At 72.9% G+C, this 16,608-nt stretch carries 13 protein-coding genes; 7 read left to right on the forward strand and 6 right to left on the reverse strand.

The features are described from left to right. Positions 1-129 precede the first annotated feature (129 nt). From ACIRD8_RS11350 to ACIRD8_RS11365, 4 genes are all read left to right on the forward strand, one after another. Positions 130-1,170: a SagB/ThcOx family dehydrogenase gene (locus ACIRD8_RS11350; protein WP_403989074.1), complete on the forward strand. Its 1,041-nt coding sequence runs from the start codon at positions 130-132 to the stop codon at positions 1,168-1,170. Then, entirely contained in the window at positions 1,170-2,372 is a 1,203-nt protein-coding gene (locus ACIRD8_RS11355) for a cupin domain-containing protein (RefSeq protein WP_403989076.1), read from the forward strand. Before ACIRD8_RS11350 ends, ACIRD8_RS11355 begins: the two co-directional genes overlap by 1 nt. Before the next feature lie 103 nt (positions 2,373-2,475). Next, positions 2,476-3,705, forward strand: a complete 1,230-nt coding sequence (locus ACIRD8_RS11360; protein ID WP_403989078.1) for a JmjC domain-containing protein — start codon at positions 2,476-2,478, stop codon at positions 3,703-3,705. Beyond that, the gene (locus ACIRD8_RS11365) at positions 3,702-4,949 is read left to right on the forward strand and encodes an MFS transporter (RefSeq protein WP_403989080.1); all 1,248 of its coding nucleotides are present in this window, start codon (positions 3,702-3,704) and stop codon (positions 4,947-4,949) included. Before ACIRD8_RS11360 ends, ACIRD8_RS11365 begins: the two co-directional genes overlap by 4 nt. 102 nt (positions 4,950-5,051) lie before the next feature. On the opposite strand, the gene ACIRD8_RS11370 is transcribed toward ACIRD8_RS11365, so the two are convergent. From ACIRD8_RS11370 to ACIRD8_RS11385, 4 genes are all read right to left on the reverse strand, one after another. Continuing rightward, on the reverse strand, positions 5,052-5,933 hold the full coding sequence (locus ACIRD8_RS11370) for an ATP-binding cassette domain-containing protein (protein WP_403989082.1): 882 nt from the start codon (positions 5,931-5,933) through the stop codon (positions 5,052-5,054). Next, the gene (locus tag ACIRD8_RS11375; RefSeq protein ID WP_403989084.1) at positions 5,930-7,684 is read right to left on the reverse strand and encodes a dipeptide/oligopeptide/nickel ABC transporter permease/ATP-binding protein; all 1,755 of its coding nucleotides are present in this window, start codon (positions 7,682-7,684) and stop codon (positions 5,930-5,932) included. Before ACIRD8_RS11375 ends, ACIRD8_RS11370 begins: the two co-directional genes overlap by 4 nt. After that, a complete protein-coding gene (locus ACIRD8_RS11380; protein ID WP_403989086.1) occupies positions 7,681-8,622 on the reverse strand; it encodes an ABC transporter permease in 942 nt (313 codons plus the stop codon). Before ACIRD8_RS11380 ends, ACIRD8_RS11375 begins: the two co-directional genes overlap by 4 nt. An 85-nt stretch (positions 8,623-8,707) precedes the next feature. Continuing rightward, positions 8,708-10,237: an ABC transporter substrate-binding protein gene (locus ACIRD8_RS11385; RefSeq protein WP_403989088.1), complete on the reverse strand. Its 1,530-nt coding sequence runs from the start codon at positions 10,235-10,237 to the stop codon at positions 8,708-8,710. 235 nt (positions 10,238-10,472) lie between these two features. Between ACIRD8_RS11385 and ACIRD8_RS11390 the strand changes: the two genes are divergently transcribed. Beyond that, a complete protein-coding gene (locus tag ACIRD8_RS11390) occupies positions 10,473-11,129 on the forward strand; it encodes a TetR/AcrR family transcriptional regulator (protein WP_403989090.1) in 657 nt (218 codons plus the stop codon). Here the strand turns inward: ACIRD8_RS11390 and ACIRD8_RS11395 are convergent. Then, positions 11,119-12,045, reverse strand: coding sequence for an SGNH/GDSL hydrolase family protein (locus ACIRD8_RS11395; protein ID WP_403989092.1), 927 nt, complete (start codon positions 12,043-12,045; stop codon positions 11,119-11,121). The two genes, ACIRD8_RS11390 and ACIRD8_RS11395, sit on opposite strands and share 11 nt — an antisense overlap. 326 nt (positions 12,046-12,371) lie before the next feature. Between ACIRD8_RS11395 and ACIRD8_RS11400 the strand changes: the two genes are divergently transcribed. Together ACIRD8_RS11400 and ACIRD8_RS11405 are read left to right on the forward strand one after the other, a co-directional pair. Further along, positions 12,372-14,681, forward strand: a complete 2,310-nt coding sequence (locus ACIRD8_RS11400) for a glycoside hydrolase family 3 C-terminal domain-containing protein (RefSeq protein ID WP_403989093.1) — start codon at positions 12,372-12,374, stop codon at positions 14,679-14,681. A gap of 19 nt (positions 14,682-14,700) precedes the next feature. After that, a complete protein-coding gene (locus ACIRD8_RS11405) occupies positions 14,701-15,954 on the forward strand; it encodes a serine hydrolase domain-containing protein (RefSeq protein ID WP_403989095.1) in 1,254 nt (417 codons plus the stop codon). Positions 15,955-16,026: 72 nt separating this feature from the next. Here the strand turns inward: ACIRD8_RS11405 and ACIRD8_RS11410 are convergent, their stop codons facing one another. Then, a complete protein-coding gene (locus ACIRD8_RS11410) occupies positions 16,027-16,605 on the reverse strand; it encodes a TetR/AcrR family transcriptional regulator (RefSeq protein ID WP_403989097.1) in 579 nt (192 codons plus the stop codon). Positions 16,606-16,608 lie beyond the last annotated feature (3 nt).

The raw sequence follows: 16,608 nt of genomic DNA on the forward strand, positions 1-16,608 counted from the left end.
CGCCACATGACTGCGCACCTTCCACCGTAATGCCCCGCAGCACGTCCAGGAAACAGACGAGGAGATTCGACCATGAAGGTCCGCCGCAGGGATCACCTGGTCTGCAGCTGGCATCAGGACGGGTTGCGCATGGGGATTCCCGGACACCGCCGCTGGATCGAGGTGACCCCCGATCTGCTCGACCTCCTGTCGAAGGCCGGCGAGGGGGCCGACACCGACGAGCTCGCCGAGCAGTTCCCCGTCGAGGAGCGCGACCGCGTGCGCACCGCCGTGGGGACCCTCACCGAACTGGGCGTGCTGGTGCCCCACGAGGGCGCCCCGCCGCTGCCCCCGCTGTGGGAGCGCTGGGGCGCCGTCGCCGAGCGCTTCCACGACGAGGCCCGCAACGCCAACTACCTGGTGCACTCCCCCGCCCGTGTCGAGCTCGTGGAGGACATCGTCGGCGAGGGCGGCTCCCCGGACATCTTCAAGGAGTACCCCGACAAGCCCGTGGTGATGCTGCCGCGCCGGCCGCTGCGCCTGGACGAACGGGTCGAGGAGGTCTTCGCCACCCGGCGCACCCACCGCAGGTTCAGCGGCGCCCCGGTCTCGCTGGACCAGCTCGGCACCCTGCTCTTCCACAGCTTCGCCCCGCACCGCTTCATCCACGGCGGCCCGTTCGGCGCCCAGCAGTGCAGGGTCAGCTCCTCGGCCGGCGGCCGCCACGAGGTCGAGGCGTACGTCGTCGCCTACGACGTCGAGGGGGTCCAGCCGGGCCTCTACCACTACTCGGCCGCCCGCCACGCCCTGGAGCTGCTCGACGCGGACGCGCCGCGCGAGCGGGTAGCTGAGCTGACGTACCACCAGGAACCGTCGTACGAGGGCGCGTTCACGGTCTTCACGACCGCTGTCGCCAACCGGCTGGCGTGGAAGTACCGCCATCCGCGCGCCTACCGGCTGTGGATGTACGACGCCGGCCACTACGGCCAGACCTTCGCCCTGGCCGCAACCGCGCTGGGACTGGGCCCCTTCCAGACGGTCGCCTTCGCCGACAGCGAGGTGGAACGGTTCCTCGGTGTCGACCCCGACGAGGAGTTCGCCGTGTACCTGCTCTCGGCGGGCGTACCGGAGCGTCCCGGACCGCTGGTCCCCACCGATTTCGCCTTCCCGCCGCCGTCGGAGGTGCGCTGATGAGTACGACCCTGAGCGAGGCCACAGCGGCCGCCCCGGCTTCCGTCCCCGCTGCCGACGGTGAGCTCGCGCGGCTGGTGGGCGACCCCGAAACGTTCCTGCGGGAGCACTGGACGAGCACCCCGCTGCTGCGGCGCGCCGCCTCGGCCGACGCCTTCGCCGGGCTGCTGACGCTGGCCGGTGTCTCCGACCTCCTCACCACCCGGGCGCTGCGCCTGCCGCACGTACGTCTCGTGCGGGACGGGCAGCAGGTGGCCGAGGGCCAGTACACGGGGGTGCGCCCCATCGGGCACGGCACCGTGACCGACGCGATCGTCCCGGAGAAGGTGCTCAGCCACTTCAGCCTCGGTGCCACGCTCGTCCTGGACGCCGTGGAGCTGCTCGTGCCGTCCGTACGGGCGCTCTGCGAGCGGCTCGCCGAGGCCCTGGCCTGCCCGGTGGACGCGGTGGCCTTCCTCACCCCGCCCGACCGCAAGGGGCTGTCCCCGCACATCGACGACGAGGACGTCTTCGTCCTCCAGCTCTCCGGCACCAAGCAGTGGACCGTGCACGAGCAGCTGCGCCCGGTCCCGCTCACCCCGGGCGTACTGTCCCCGTCCGCGCTCGGCCCGGTTGCCCTCACACCGCTGCTGAGCCCCGGCGACGTGATGTACGTACCGCGGGGGACCCCGCACCACGCCGTGTCCACGGGCGGCCACTCGCTGCACCTCTCCCTCGCCGCCCGGCGCCCCACCCTGGGCACGCTCACCGCGGACACCGTCCTGGCCGCGCTGCGCGAAGCCGCGCCGGACAGCGATCTGGACAGCCTCGCCCCCGCCGAGGAGACCGGCGCCCTCGTGCGCGAACGCGCCACCCGCGCGCTCGGCCTGCTGGCGTCCGCGCCCACCACCTCCGGCGGCGCCGAAGAGGAGGGCACCGGCCTGGCCGGCGTGCTGCTCGGCCTCGACGCCCTGGCCGCCCCCGGCGCCCGCTACGCGGCGACCGGCGCGATCTCGCTGCACGACGGGGAGAACGGCACGGTCGCGGCCGACTTCGGGCGTTTCCGCGCCCAGTTCCCGGCGGCGGCACGCCCGGTCCTGCAACGGCTCGCCGACGGGGAGGCGGTCCACGCGGGCGACTTCGACCCGGACGACCCGCACGCCGTGGCCGGCGGCGCACTGAGCCAGCTCCTGGTGCGCGGCGCCCTGCGCCTCAGCGGCTGACCCGCGCGCACCCCCACACCCGTCCCGTACCGCCGCACCGCCCGGCGAGGACCACGCCGGCGCGCGGCAGACCACCTGACCGAGCCCCCGAAGGGAGCGGACCATGGCCCTGGAACGCTGCGTCTCCACATCCCCCGACGTCTTCCGCGACCGGATCTTCGGCCGCCGGCACCTGCACAGCACGGCGGCCGAACTGCCCGGGGGCTTCACCGATCTCTTCTCCCCCGAAGCGCTCGACGACGTGCTCGCCGCAGGCCTGCGCACCTCCTCGATCCGGCTGCTCCGCGACAACGTCGAGGCCCCCGTCACCAGGGGCACCGTCGCCGAGGAGGGCGACGGCCCGGGGAGCCCGCCGTTCGTGGCGACGGACACCGTACGCGCGGCGCTCGCCTCGGGGCACACGCTCATCATCCGTTCGCTCCAGCGCGTCCACCCTCCGCTGCGCCGCTTCGCGCACCGGCTGTCGGCCGAACTCGGCCACCCCGTACGCATCAACGCCTTCATCACCCCGCCGCACTCGCAGGGCGTCGACCTCCACTACGACGTCGAGGACGTCCTGGTTCTGCAGATAGCGGGCAGCAAGAGCTGGGAGCTCCGCACCCAGCCGTTCACCGACCCGCTGCCGCGCCACGCCTGGTTCCACTCGACGGACCGCCGCCGGGACGAGCTGCGCTCCGGGAGCGAGCCGCTGGCCGAACTGGTTCTGAACGAAGGCGATTCGCTCTATTTCCCGCGAGGGACCTTCCACTCGCCGCGCACCCGGGAGGACCTGTCCATGCACCTGACCATCGCCATACCTCCGGTCACCCGCCACGACCTGCTCACCGAGCTGGTCACCCAGGCCGTGGGCGAGGACGACTGGCTCCGGGCCACCGTCTCGCTCGACGACCTGGAGAACGACGGGGAGCTGGCCCGTTCCGTCCTCCTGGAAGCGGCGGAACGCCTGGCCGCGTCAGCGAAGACCGCCGATCCGGCCGACGTCCTGTGGGCCGTACGCAAGGCCGCCTTCAGGTCCGTGGTCCCGGAACCCGTCTCCGTGCTCCCCGGATCCGGTGCGGGCGGGCCCTACCGGCTGCGCGACGGCGCCGTGTTCCGGGTGACGGAGGAGGACGACGGCAGCGCGCTGCTGTCGACGCACTCGCACTCCGCGCGCCTTCCGGCGGCGGTCGCCCCCGCGCTCGAATCCCTGCGGCGCGGCCCCGCGCTGGACTTCGGCGCCCTGGTCGACGCGCTCGGCGTCAACGACGCCACCGAGGTCTCCGAGGCCCTGGTCGGCATCGGGCTCGTCAGCCCCGCGGGCCCGGCCGACCGTGACGAGGAGACCGCCGCATGAGCACCGACCTCACCGAGAAGAGGACCGGCCCGGACGTCGCCGGCACCCTGCGGGCGCACCCCCGCTTCGTACGGGTGTGGCTGGGCCAGGCCAGTGGCGCGGTCGGCGACCAGCTGCTGCCGGTGGCCCTGAGCCTGTACGTGCTGCACGCGGGCGGCGGTGTCGCCCAGGTCGGCCTGGTGCTCGGCGGCCGCGCCGTGTCCCTGGTGCTGTGTCTGCTGGTGGGCGGTGTGCTGGCCGACCGGCTGAAACGTACGCGCATCCTCTTCGGCGCCGATCTGTTCCGCGCCGTACTGATCCTGTCGGCGGCCGTCGTGCTGCCCTGGCTGCCGCTCGCAGCGGTGCCCCTGCTGACCATGCTGATGGGCGCGGGCGAGGCGATGTCCCGCCCGGCCGCACGCTCCCTCATCCCCACGCTGCTGCCCGACCGGCTGCTGGAGCGCGGCAACGCCCTGGTCGCCGCCGCACACCGCAGTTCCGCCGTGCTGGGCGCCCTGCTCGGCGTCTCGCTGGTGGCCCTGATCGGGACGCGGTGGGCGCTGGCCCTGGCCGGTGTGGTCTTCGCGCTGGGCGCGCTGACGGTCCTCAACGTGCCGGAGAACGCCCCCGGTATGCCGGGACAGCGCCGGCCGGTGCTGGCGGACGCCGCCCACGGGCTACGGGCGGTACGCCGCCGGCCGTGGGCGATGGCCGTCATGTTCACCGTGTGCCTGCACCTGTTCGCCGGGACGGCGACCGCGCTGACGCTGCTGCCGGTGATCTCCCGGGACCACTTCGGCGGTGATGTCGCCTACGGCGTGGTCCTGGCCTCGATGGCGGTCGGGGCGCTCCCTGCGATCGTGGTGGCGGGCCGCTGGCGGCCCAAGTCGCCGGGCACGGTGGCCATGCTGATCCTCACCGTGTACGCGCTGGTCCCCGTCTCGCTGGCGGCCCCGTTCCCGCTCGCGGGGGTCGTGGTCTGCTTCGCTCTCGGCGGCTTCGTCGTGGAGCTGTACTTCGTGTACTGGGCGAGCGCGCTGCAAAGGGCGTTCCCCAGCGACGTCCTGGGCAAGGTGTTCGCCCTGGACCAGCTCAGTGCGTACGCGCTGCTCCCGTTCGGCTACGCGCTCGTCGGCCCGGTCGTCGGCACGTTCGGCAGCACCGCCACCCTGCTCGGCGGCGGTGTCCTCGTGGCGGCCTCCAGCCTGCTGTGCCTCCTGGTCCCCGGGGTCGCCCAGCTCGGCGGAGGGGACAGGACACGCTGAACGGGCTCCCCCCGGAGCCCGTTCAGCGCCCCGACGGGGCGGTGCCGGGCCGGCCCGTCGGGCACTCCCCCGACGGACCGGTCCCGCACCGCCCCGTCGGCGTCAGCCGCCGTCGGCCGCCGCGGAGGCCTTCCCCCCGAGCGCGGCGGCGGACTCCCTGCGGCGGCGCTGCTCCGCGACGTCGGCCACGGGGGCGGAGAGCATGAGGGCGCGGGTGTAGGGGTGCCGGGGGTCGGTGGTGACGGTGTCGGCGTCGCCCGTCTCCACGAGCACCCCTCCCTCGATCACCGCCACCCGGTGGCTCATGAACCGTACGACCGAGAGGTCATGGGTGACGAAGAGATAGGCGACGCCCGTCTCCTCCTGGATCTCCAGCAGCAGTTCGAGGACCGTCCGCTGGGTGGTCAGGTCGAGCGCGGACACCGGCTCGTCGCAGATCACCAGCCGTGGACGCAGCGCCAACGCGCGGGCGATGGCGACCCGTTGGCGCTGACCGCCGGAGAACTCCCGCGGCAGACGGCTCGCCGCGTCCGCCGGGAGGTGGACCCGCGCGAGGAGGTCGCCCACCCGGCCGCGTGCCTCCCTGGCGGTCGTCCCGTGCCCCAGGAGGGGCTCGCTGAGCGTGTCCCCGACGGTGCGTGAGGGGTTCAGCGAGGTGTACGGGTCCTGGAAGACGACCTGGAGGTCGCGGCTCAGCGCACGGCGGCGTGAGGCGCCCGCCGTATCGATGCGCTCGCCGGCGAACGTGATGCTGCCGGAGCGGGCCGGGACGAGTCCGAGGACCGCGCGCCCGATCGTCGTCTTGCCCGAGCCCGACTCCCCGACCAGTCCGAGGGTCTCGCCCGGCCGGATTTCGAGGGAGACCCCCTTGAGGATCTCGGTGTGCGGGGCGCGCCAGCCCTTGCCGGGGTAGGAGACCCGGAGGTCCCTGACCCGCAGCAGGGCGTCGGGGAACGCGGATTCGGTGGTGCCGGTGCTGGTCATGCGGTGGTCTTCCTCGCCTCTCGGGGCTGCCAGGGCGCCCGGGCCGGGGCCTCGTCGAGTACCGCGCCGAGCAGGGTCCGGGTGTAGGGGTCCCGAGGGGAGCCGAGGACCTGCTCGGTGGTCCCGGTCTCGACGATCCGGCCGCCGCTCATCACGGCGACGCGGTCGCAGAGGTCCGCGACGACGCCGAGGTTGTGGGTCACCAGGAGGACGCCGAGGCCGCGGTCCTGCTGGAGCCTGCGCAGCAGACCGAGTATCTCGGCCTGGACGCGGACGTCCAGTGCGGTGGTGGGCTCGTCGGCTATGAGGAGCTCCGGGTCGCAGGACATGGCGCCCGCGATGAGGACGCGCTGGGCCATGCCTCCGGAGATCTCGTGCGGGTACAGCCGCATCGTCCGCCCGGGGTCGGGGATCTCCACCAGGCGCAGCAGGTCGAGAGCCCGGCCGGCGGCCTCCTTGCGCGAGAGGCCGAGGACGTGGCGCATGGGTTCCATGAGCTGGCTGCCGATGGTGAAGGCCGGGTCGAGATTGCTCATGGGTTCCTGCGGGACGTACGCCACGGTCCCTCCCCTCAGCGCGCGGTGGGCGCGTTCGGGCAGACCGACGACCTCCTGTCCCTTGATCATGATGCTGCCGGAGGAGACCCGGCCGCCCTCGGGGAGAATCCCGAGCACCGAGAAGGCCGTCTGGGTCTTTCCGGACCCCGACTCCCCCACCAGGCCCACGATCTCGCCGGGGCGCACATCGAGGCCGATGCCGTGCACGACCTCGTCGGCCGTGCCGTCGGGGCGGGCGTAGGCGACGGTGAGGCCGCGGACCGACAGGAGCGCGGACGGTTCCGACGGCCTGTCCACGACGGCGGGGGACGCCTGGGTGCCCGGCTTCCCTCCGCGCCGCCGCCCGGCCGGCTCGCCGCCGCGGTCCTCCAGTACGTCGCGGAGGGCCCCGGCGAGCAGGACGAGACACCCGTTGGTGAGGCCGAGGGCGAGTCCGGGCCACAGGATGAGGAGGGGCGCGCGCTGGATGTTCTGGAACGCCTCGTTGAGCATCGCGCCCCAGGTCGCGGCCGAGCCGCTGCCGACGCCGAGGAACTCCAGACCGGCCTGGAGGCCGATGGCGATTCCGGCGACGAGGGCCACCTGGATGATGAGGGGGCCGCGGACGACGATCAGGATGTGCCGGGCGACGATCCGGGTGTCGGACAGTCCGGACACCTTCGCGGCGTCGACGTACAGCTCCTTGCGGACGTTGGCGACGATGCCGCGGACCAGCCGGAAGAAGCTGGGGGCCACGAGCACCCCGAGCACGATCATCAGTACCCAGACGTTCGGGCCGAGGATGGCGCGGGAGGCGAGGAGCACCACCATTGCGGGCAGTGCCATGACGAGGTTGACGGCCCAGTTCGCCACGGAGTCGAACCGGCCGCCGTAGTAGCCCGCGTACAGTCCGGACGGCACGCCGAGCGCGAGTGCGATCGCCAGGGCGATCACCGCCCCGCCCAGGGTGTTGCGTCCGCCGTACAGGATGCGCGAGAGGATGTCCCGTCCCGCGGAGTCCATGCCCATGGGGTGCGCGGCGTCGGGCGTGGCGAACGCGTCGCCGAGCGAGGAGACGTCCGGGGCCTGCGGGGCGAGCAGCGGCGCGAGGACGACGCCGGCGACGAGCAGGAGCAGCACCCCCGCGGAGAGTGCGCCGAGCGGGTTGCGCAGGAGCCTGCGCAGGCCGCCGCCGGCCGGGAGGTTCCCGCTCATGCGGCCCTCGCCTTCGGGTTGAGCCAGCCGATCATGGTGTCGACCAGGAGGTTGATCAGGACGACACCGATCACCGTGAACATGACCAGCGCCATGATCACGGGGATGTCGCCGCGGGTGGTGTAGGTGACGGTCATGCTGCCGATCCCGGGGAGACCGAAGATCTGCTCCACGAGGACCGCGCCGCCGAGCAGGCCGACGAACTGCATGCCGAGGACCGAGAGCGCGGGCGCGGACGCGTTGCGCAGGACGTGCCGGAACACGATCCGGGAGGTGGGCAGTCCGCGGGCGCGCAGGGTGCGGACGTAGTCCTGGCGCAGTACGTCGACGACCGCGCCCCGGACCTGCTGCGAGACGCCGGCGACGGAGGCGACCGCGAGGGAGAGGACCGGCAGCGTGATGGTGGAGAGCCAGCCGCCGGCCGACTCGGTGAAGGGGGTGTAGCCGATCGCCGGGAACCAGTTCAGGTTGACGGCGAAGACCAGCACGATCACCAGGGTGACGAGGAACCCCGGCAGGGCGTATCCGATCACCCCGAGGATCTGTACGAAGCGGTCGGCCGCCCCGCGCCGGACGCCGGCCCAGACGCCGAGCAGGAACGACACGACGGTGGTGACGAGCGTGACGCCCAGCGTGAGGCTCGCGGTGACCGGCAGCCGGCTCGCGACCGCGGTCCCGACGTCCTCACTGGTGAACCAGGAGGTGCCGAGGTCGCCGCGGACGGCGTGCGCCAGCCAGTCGGCGTACTGCGCGAGGACGGGCCGGTCCAGGCCGAGCGAGGCGTTCTTGGCGTCGACGGCCGCCTGGTCGGCGCCCTGGCCGAGGAGTTGCCTGCCGACGTCGGCGTCGGAGACCGACAGCAGCAGGTAGGAGAGGAGGGAGATGACGACCAGGAGCACGGCCCCCGCCGCGATCCTTCGGGCGATGAAGTTCAGCATGGCACTCGGTATCTGTTCGGCACTCTGCGGTTCGGGGCCGGACGCCGGGGGCGGCCCGGCCTCACGGGCCGCCCCCGGCGGGGCCTCATGAGGCGGGGGCGTAGTTGTAGATCGACGGAACGGCCATGCCGGACTGCGGTGTGATCTTCACCGTGCCGTCCGAGACGTGCAGGTAGGTCATCCGGTAGAAGGGCACGAACCAGCCGTCCTCGACGAGGTGTTCGTTGAGCTGCTTCGCCGCCTGCTCAGCCTCCGCTCCCGTGCCGGTCTGGATCCGCGGGACGAGCTTCTGCACGGTGGCGTCGGTCGTGCCGAACATGTTGAACGCGCCGGGGGTCACCAGCTCGTTGACGACGACCCAGTCGGACGAGGACTGCCCGATGTTCATGACCATGCCGGAGTAGGCGCGGTCGGTGAAGACCTTCTGGATGGCCGAGCTGCCGTCCAGGTCGTCCCAGACCAGCTTGATGCCGATGGCCTTGAAGTCGGTGACGAGGGACGCGGCCAGGGCGTCGTTGACGATCGCGGAGATCCGGGGGAGCTTCAGCGTGAAGCCCTTGGCGTACCCGGCTTCCTTCAGCAGGCCCTTGGCCTCGGCCGGGTCGTGGGCGTAGTGGGTGTCCAGCGCCGGGTCGTAGCCCTGGGTGTCGGGGCCGAAGACCTGGTCGGTGACCTTGCCCCGCTTCTGCCGGATGGTGGAGAGCATCGTGTCGCGGTCGATGGCGAGGTTGAGTGCCTGACGGACCCGGGGGTCCTTGAGCGCGGGGGTCAGCGCGCCCGCCCGGTCGAACAGCAGCAGCCCCTGGAAGTCGAACTCCTGCTTCGTCGTCTTCATCCGGGAGTCGGACTCGATGCTGATCTGCTGGTCGGCGCTCTGCAGGAGGGCCGCGTTCACCTGGCCGGTCCTGAGGCCGTTGACGATCGCCGTCTCGTTGTCGAAGAAGCTGATCGTGAGGTCCTCGTAGGGCAGCTCCTCGCCCCAGTAGTCCTTGTTGCGCTCGTAGACCCACTTGGTCCCGATGGTCGTCCTCGCCTTGACGAGGCGGTAGGGGCCCGTGCCGTCGGGGGTGGTCTTGAGGCTGTCGGCCTTCGCGAACTTCGCCGGGTTCGCCATCAGGCCGGCCGCGTCACTCAGGTAGAACAGCATGGCCGGGTTGGCCTGCTTGAGTTCGAGGGTCACATGGGTGGGGTCCACGACCTCGACCGCTTCCAGGTCGTTCAGCCACTTCGCGTCGGCGCCGCCGCCCTTCTTGAAGTGCTCCATGTTGGCCTTGACCGCCGCCGCGTCGAAGGCGGTGCCGTCGGCGAACTTCACGTCGTCGCGCAGGGTGAGGGCGAGCTCGGTGGCGTCGTCGTCGTACGTCCACCTGGTGGCGAGCATCGGGCTGAACTCACCGTTCGGCTCCCGCTTGAGCAGGGTGTCGTACGTGGCCTGGAAGAACGGCAGCGCGCTGCCGACGGCGTGCGCGGGGTCCAGGCTCTGCGGGAAGGTCAGGGTCGCGATGTCCAGCTGAGAGCTGCCGGAGCTCTTGGTGCCCGAGCCCGCGCATCCCGCGAGGGCGAGGGAGATCGCCAGGGCGGCGGCGAGAGCCGCGCTCCGAGTGGTTCTGCTCATGAGATTCGCTCCGTCTGGAGGGCCGGGGAAGGACGTCCCGGGTGAGAGTGGCGGTGAGCCTACACACGGAATTAACCAGTTGGTAGGTTTTTACGGTGCGAGTTCGGCCGCCTGGTAAATTCCGGGGCAACATGGCGAACCCGCAGGTCAGGACGGACACAGCGGACCGCTCGCGAGGCCGGCCCCGCGAGCGGCTGGGCGGACGGCTGCCCCACGACGACAGGAGGCCGCCGAGTTGAGCGACCGATCCGAGGACGCCCCGCAGCGCCTGTCGAAGGGCGAGCGCACGCGCGCCCGCATCCTCGACTCGGCGACGGAGCTCTTCTCCCGTACCGGCTTCAACGCCGTCTCGCTGCGCGACATCGCCGCGCACGCCGGGATGACCCACGCCGGGCTGCTCCACCACTTCCCGGGCAAGGAGGCGATGCTCCTCGAAGTGCTGGCGCAGCGGGACCGTACGGACGCCCAGACCGTCTTCCCCGACATCGTCCGGCCGGGCACCCCGGCCCAGGCGTCCGACCGCCTGCGCGGCCTGATCGACCTGGTGGTGCGCAACAGCCGTACGCACGGAATGGTCGCGCTCTACACGAAGCTGTCCGCCGAGGCGACCGACCCCGGCCATCCCGCGCACCACTACTTCCGGGAGCGCTACCGCGTCGTCAGGGCGGAGCTGACCGGACTCGTCGGGGACCTGCAGGCCGAGGCGGACACCCCCGCCGACGTGGAACCCGCCGTGGTGGCCGTCCAGTTGCTCGCACTGATGGACGGCCTCCAGACCCAGTGGCTGCTGGAGCCCGAGGCCGTGCCGATGGAGGCACTGGTGCGCACCTTCCTGGCCCGGCTCGGGCTCGCCACCGACGACGGCGCGGCGAGGGGCTCCGTCAGCGCGTGAGCGTCGCGAGTGCGGCATCGGCCGTGCTTCTGTGCCCGGCGGCGTTGGGGTGGAACCCCGCCGCCTCCGCCGTGTCCTCGGGCTCGATCCAGCGGACACCCGCCGGCTTGCACGCGTCGTGCCCGACGGAGGGTGCGTACGCGTCGACGTAGACGTCCCGCTGCGCCCCCGCCTGCTGCGCGAGCATCGAGTTGAGCTGCTTCTCCTTGTCCCGGATCCAGGGGAAGTCGCCGGTCGCGAGGGGCACGGTGGGACGGCAGGCCGTGCCGTCGTCGGGGAAGATCGCGGGGTATCCCACGACCAGCACCCGGGCCTCGGGCGATCTGCCGTGGATCTCCGCGAGCACCGCCGCGATCTTCGGGGCCGTGGAGGCGATGCGGGCGCCGATGGCGTCGGTGCCGAGCAGGGTGTAACTGCTCTTGCAGGGGGCGCCGTTCGGGGCGAGCTGGGCGAGGATGACGCAGCGGGTGAGGATGCCGACCAGGTCGAGGTCGTTGCCGCCGATGCCGAGGGTGACCAGGGTCGTGTCGGGGCGCAGCGCGTCGAGCTGCGGGGGCGCCGTCGCCTGCGGGTTCGTCATGTGGGTGGTGTCGGCCCCGGCGCAGGTGGCGTCGGTGAACGAGGCCGCGCCGAGCTCGGCCGCGATCAGGGACGGGTAGTTCCTGGCCGAGCGGCCACAGGTCGCGTCGGTCTGCTCGGGTATGCCCGGTCCGGAGCTGAAGGAGTCGCCGAGCGCGACGTACCGCACGGCTTCCTGGCCCCGCCCGCCCGGTCGTTCCGCGGGGCCGGCGGCGGCGGCTCCCGCGGAGGCGGCCAGCGCCGCCATGACGGTGGCAGCGGCGAGCGCGACGCGCGCGGCCCGGCGGGTGCGGCCGGGGCGGGCGGCAGGTGAAGTCGGCTGACTGGCAGGGGGCATGACCGTTCCTCGTTTCGTTCAGGGAAAGGAGGCGCGGCCTCAGGACGCGGTGCACTGCACGGTCCCGGAGCGGCGCGGCTCGAGCGCGAAAACCGTACGTTGAACGGTTTCTGATCGTCAAGGGGTCGCACAGAGGTCGGCACACCGCCTCTGCGCCGTACGGATGACGCGCGAACGCCCTTCCTCGGCACCTCTTGACGTCTAAAACCGATCAATTTACGGTTTTCGGATCGGCGCGGTCACCGGGACCGCCCCGCCCGGCAGCCCCGCCCGCCGCCCCGCCGCCTCACCCGCCCCTTCACCCGCCCCGACCCGTTAGGTGCCGCATGACCCAGCAGACCCCGCCTCCCCCGGCCGTGGAACCGGCCGTTCAGCGGCTCTCCCTCGCCGAGAAGGCCTCCCTGACCAGCGGCGCAGGTGACTTCGTCACGGTGTCCGCACCCGAGGCGGGCATCCCGGCCGTCACCATGTCCGACGGCCCGCACGGACTGCGGCTCCCGAAGGAGAGCGGCGACGGCGGTCAGGTGGATCTGCACAGCGCCGCCCCCGCCACCTGCTACCCGCCCGCCGTGGCGCTCGGCAGCAGCTGGGACCCGGAGCTCGCCCGTCGGGTGGCGGGTGCGCTCGCCGACGAGGCGGCCTCGCACGGGATCCGTGTCCTGCTCGGCCCCGGCATCAACATCAAGCGGTCCCCGCTGTGCGGACGGAACTTCGAGTACTTCTCCGAGGACCCGCTGCTCACCGCCGAGCTGGGCGGCGCCATGGTGCGGGGGCTCCAGGAGGGGGGCGTCGGCGCGGCACTCAAGCACTTCGCGGCGAACAACCAGGAGACCGACCGCATGCGCGTCAGCGCCGACATAGACGAACGCCCGCTGCGCGAGATCTATCTGCGGGCCTTCGAACGCATCGTCCGCCGCGACCGCCCCTGGTCCGTCATGTGCTCCTACAACGCGGTCAACGGCACCCTGCTGTCCCAGAACCCGCGGCTGCTCACAGGCATCCTGCGTACCGAGTGGGGCTTCGACGGCGTCGTGATGTCCGACTGGGGCGCCGTACGCGACCGGGTCGCCGCCCTGCGCGCCGGGCTCGACCTCCAGATGCCGGGCACCCACGGGCGTACCGACGCGGAGGTCGTCGCCGCGGTGACGTCGGGAGAGCTCGACGAGTCGGTGCTGGACACCTCCGTCGAGCGGCTGGCCCGCTTCGCCCGGCGGGCGGACGAGGGCGTACGGACCGGCCCGTGGATGCCGGCCGACGAGCACCACCACCTCGCCGGGGAGGCCGCCGACCGGTGCGTCGTACTCCTGAAGAACGAAGGTGACCTCCTGCCGCTCGACCCGTCGAGCGGCAGCGTGGCCGTCATCGGCGAGCTGGCCCGCACCCCGCGCTACCAGGGGGCGGGCAGCTCCCAGGTCACCCCGACCCGGCTCGACACACCTCTGGACCAGCTGCGCGAACTGGCCGACGGCGCCCGCGTGGAGTTCGCCCCCGGCTACCCGCACCCCGGCGCCACGGCAGGCGGGACGGCCGAGGCCCTCGGCGACGAAGCCGTGCGTCTGGCGGCGGACAGCGACACCGTGGTCGTCTTCCTGGGCCTGTCGGCAGCCGACGAGTCGGAGGGCTTCGACCGCGACCACATCGACCTGCCCGACGACCAACTGCGGCTTCTGGCACGCCTGGTGGCGGTGAACCCGCGGGTCGCGGTCGTGCTGTCCAACGGCGGCGTGGTGCGCACCGCGCCCTGGCACGACACCGTGCCCGCACTTGTCGAGGGCTGGCTGCTCGGCCAGGCGGGCGGCGGCGCGCTGGCCCGGGTGCTCTTCGGCGCCGTCAACCCGTCGGGCAAGCTGGCGGAGACCGTGCCGCTGCGCCTGGAGGACTCACCGAGCCATCTCTCCTTCCCCGGGGAGGAGGGGCATGTCCGCTACGGCGAGGGCGTCTTCGTCGGGTACCGGGGTTACGACGCCGCGGCCCGTGAGGTCGCCTTCCCCTTCGGCCACGGCCTGTCGTACACGTCCTTCGCGTACTCCGGCCTGCGCGTCGCACCGGCCGGTGACGCGTTCACCGTGACCGTCACCGTCACCAACACCGGCCGCCGCGCAGGACGCGAGGTCGTCCAGATCTACAGCAGCGGCCCGGCCGGCTCCGCGGTCGCCCGCCCTCCGAGGGAGCTGCGCGGCTTCGCGTCCGTGACCCTGGCCCCCGGTGGGAGCACCGAGGTGGCCGTGGAGGTGGCACGCGGTGAACTCGCCTACTACAGCGCACGCGAGGGAACCTGGCGGGTCGAGGGCGGGGAGTACGGCTTCGAGGCCGGCTCGTCCTCCCGGGACATCCGGCAGTCGGCCGCCGTCAGCGTGTCGGGCGACCCCTCGGGCCTCGCGCTGAACGGCCGCAGCACCATCGCGGAGTGGCTGAACCATCCGGTGGGGGGCCCGCTGCTGATGGAGCGGTTCATGGCCGCCCGCGCCGAGGCGGGGGCGGCCGCCGGTGCCATGGAGGACCCGGCGATGGCACGGTTCCTGGCCGGGATGCCCCTGGATGTGATCGCCGAGTTCCCGCAGAGTCCCGTGGGGCCGGAGGGCGTGGTGGAACTGACGGCGCTGGCCGCCGCCGGAACGTCCCCTCGGAACGCGTGAGATGACAGGGCGCCCGAGGGTGGAGGGAACCGTGCGGCCCGGCTGGGAGGCCGTGCGGGACGCCTTCGGACAGGGGCAGGCGCGGGACCACGGTCATGCCCAGCTGGCCGTGCACCACCACGGCCGTCGGGTCGTGGACCTGTGGACCGCGGGCCCGGCGGCCACGGGCAGCGGAGGAATGGGGGCCACCGGCTCCGGGGGCCCGGGTACAGGGGTCCCGGGCCCCCGGCCGTTCGGCCCGGACTCCGTCGGCGTCCTGATGTCGGTCTCGAAGGCCCTGGTCGCCGTCTGCGCGCACCTCCTGGCCGAGCGCGGCGCCCTGGACCTGGACGCGCCGGTCGCCCGCTACTGGCCGGAGTTCGCCGCTGCGGGAAAGGCGGACACCACGGTCGCGGACCTGCTCGCCCACCGGGCGGGCCTCCCCGCGTTCACCGCGGATCCCGGGGGCGCTCCCCTGCCGGCCCTGCTCGACGGCGGCGCGCGGGTGCGGGCGCTCGCGGAGATGCAGCCGGTCTGGCAGCCGGGTTCGGCGTTCCTCTACCACGCGTTGACCTACGGGCATCTGGTCGGTGAGGTCGTCCGCCGGGTGTCGGGGCGGAGCGTCGGCCGGTTCTTCGCTGACCAGGTGGCCGGGCCGCTGGGGCTGGACCTGTGGATCGGCCTGCCGCGGCGGGAGGAGCACCGGTTCGTACCGCAGTCCGCCGGCCCGCCGCCCACGGCCGAGCGGATCGCGGCGGCCGTCAGTGGCCTCGGCCTGGGGCCGGACCATCCGCTCGCCACCTCGCTGCGGGCCTCGTCCGCCGAACTGGCCAGGGTCACCCGCGCGTTGGACCGGAGGGAGGGGCGGGCCGCCGAGATACCCGGCGCGGGTGCCATCGGGAACGCCCGCTCGCTCGCACGGCTGTACGCCGCGCTCATCGGCCCCGTGGACGGCGTACGGCTGCTGTCGTCCCGGACCGTGGACCTGGCGCGCACTCCGCACACCGACCATCTGCCGCAGCCCGCCCCGCTGCACCGGTTGGACGGCCCCGACCGCGCGCGCTTCGGGCTCGGCTTCGAGCTGCCCCGCCCCGGGGAGCCCCTGCTGGGCGACGGCTCCTTCGGGCACGCCGGCGCGGGCGGGCGCCTCGGCACGGCCCACCCGGAGAGCGGACTCGCGGTCGGTTACGTCTGCACGGCGATGTCCTGGGACCCGTCGGCCGGCCCTGATCCGCGCTGGGTGCCGTGGACGGCGGCCGTCCGGGAAGCGGCGGGGATCCCGGCCGTCGCCTGACACGGGCAGAGGCGTTCCCGGCGGTGGGGCGCGGATACCGGCGGAACGTCCCGCCCGTGCCCGCGCTCCGCCTCAGCCCTCCGCGTCGAGGGTGAGCAGCCGCATGATGTCGTCGATCGGCTGCTCCATGTCCGTCGTACGGTCGATGAGCCACTGGAGCTGGATGCCGTCGGCCACCGCGAGCAGCAGCACCGCGAGCCGCTCGGCGGGGATCTCCGTGGTCATCCGCCCCTCGTCCATCCGCGCCTGCACGAAGCCGGCGACGCGCTCACGCAGCACCGGATAGCGCTCCGCGAAGTGCGCGTGCGCCGGGTGCTCGGGGTCGCCGGCCGCCGCCGCCATGGAGACGAACAGCTCGACCAGACCCGGGGTCTTCGCGCCCTCCCGGATGATCTCGCGGTAGCTCTCGGGACTGGTGCGCTCGTCCTGCCGCGCCCGGGCGGTCTCGTCGCGCATCCGGAGGACCTGGGTGAGCAGGTCCTCCTTGGAGCTGAAGTAGTGCATCAGGCCGGGCAGGCTGAGGCTGCACTTGGCGGCCACCTTCCGCAGGGACGTGCCGCGGTACCCCTCGGTGGCGAAGATCTCCAGGGCCGCCTGGAGGATCTCGGTGCGCTTCGCCTCGCCCTTTTCGTACGGGCCCCGTTTCGCCATGCC

The sequence above is a fragment of the Streptomyces sp. NPDC102451 genome, from assembly GCF_044765485.1.
GTDB lineage: Bacteria > Actinomycetota > Actinomycetes > Streptomycetales > Streptomycetaceae > Streptomyces.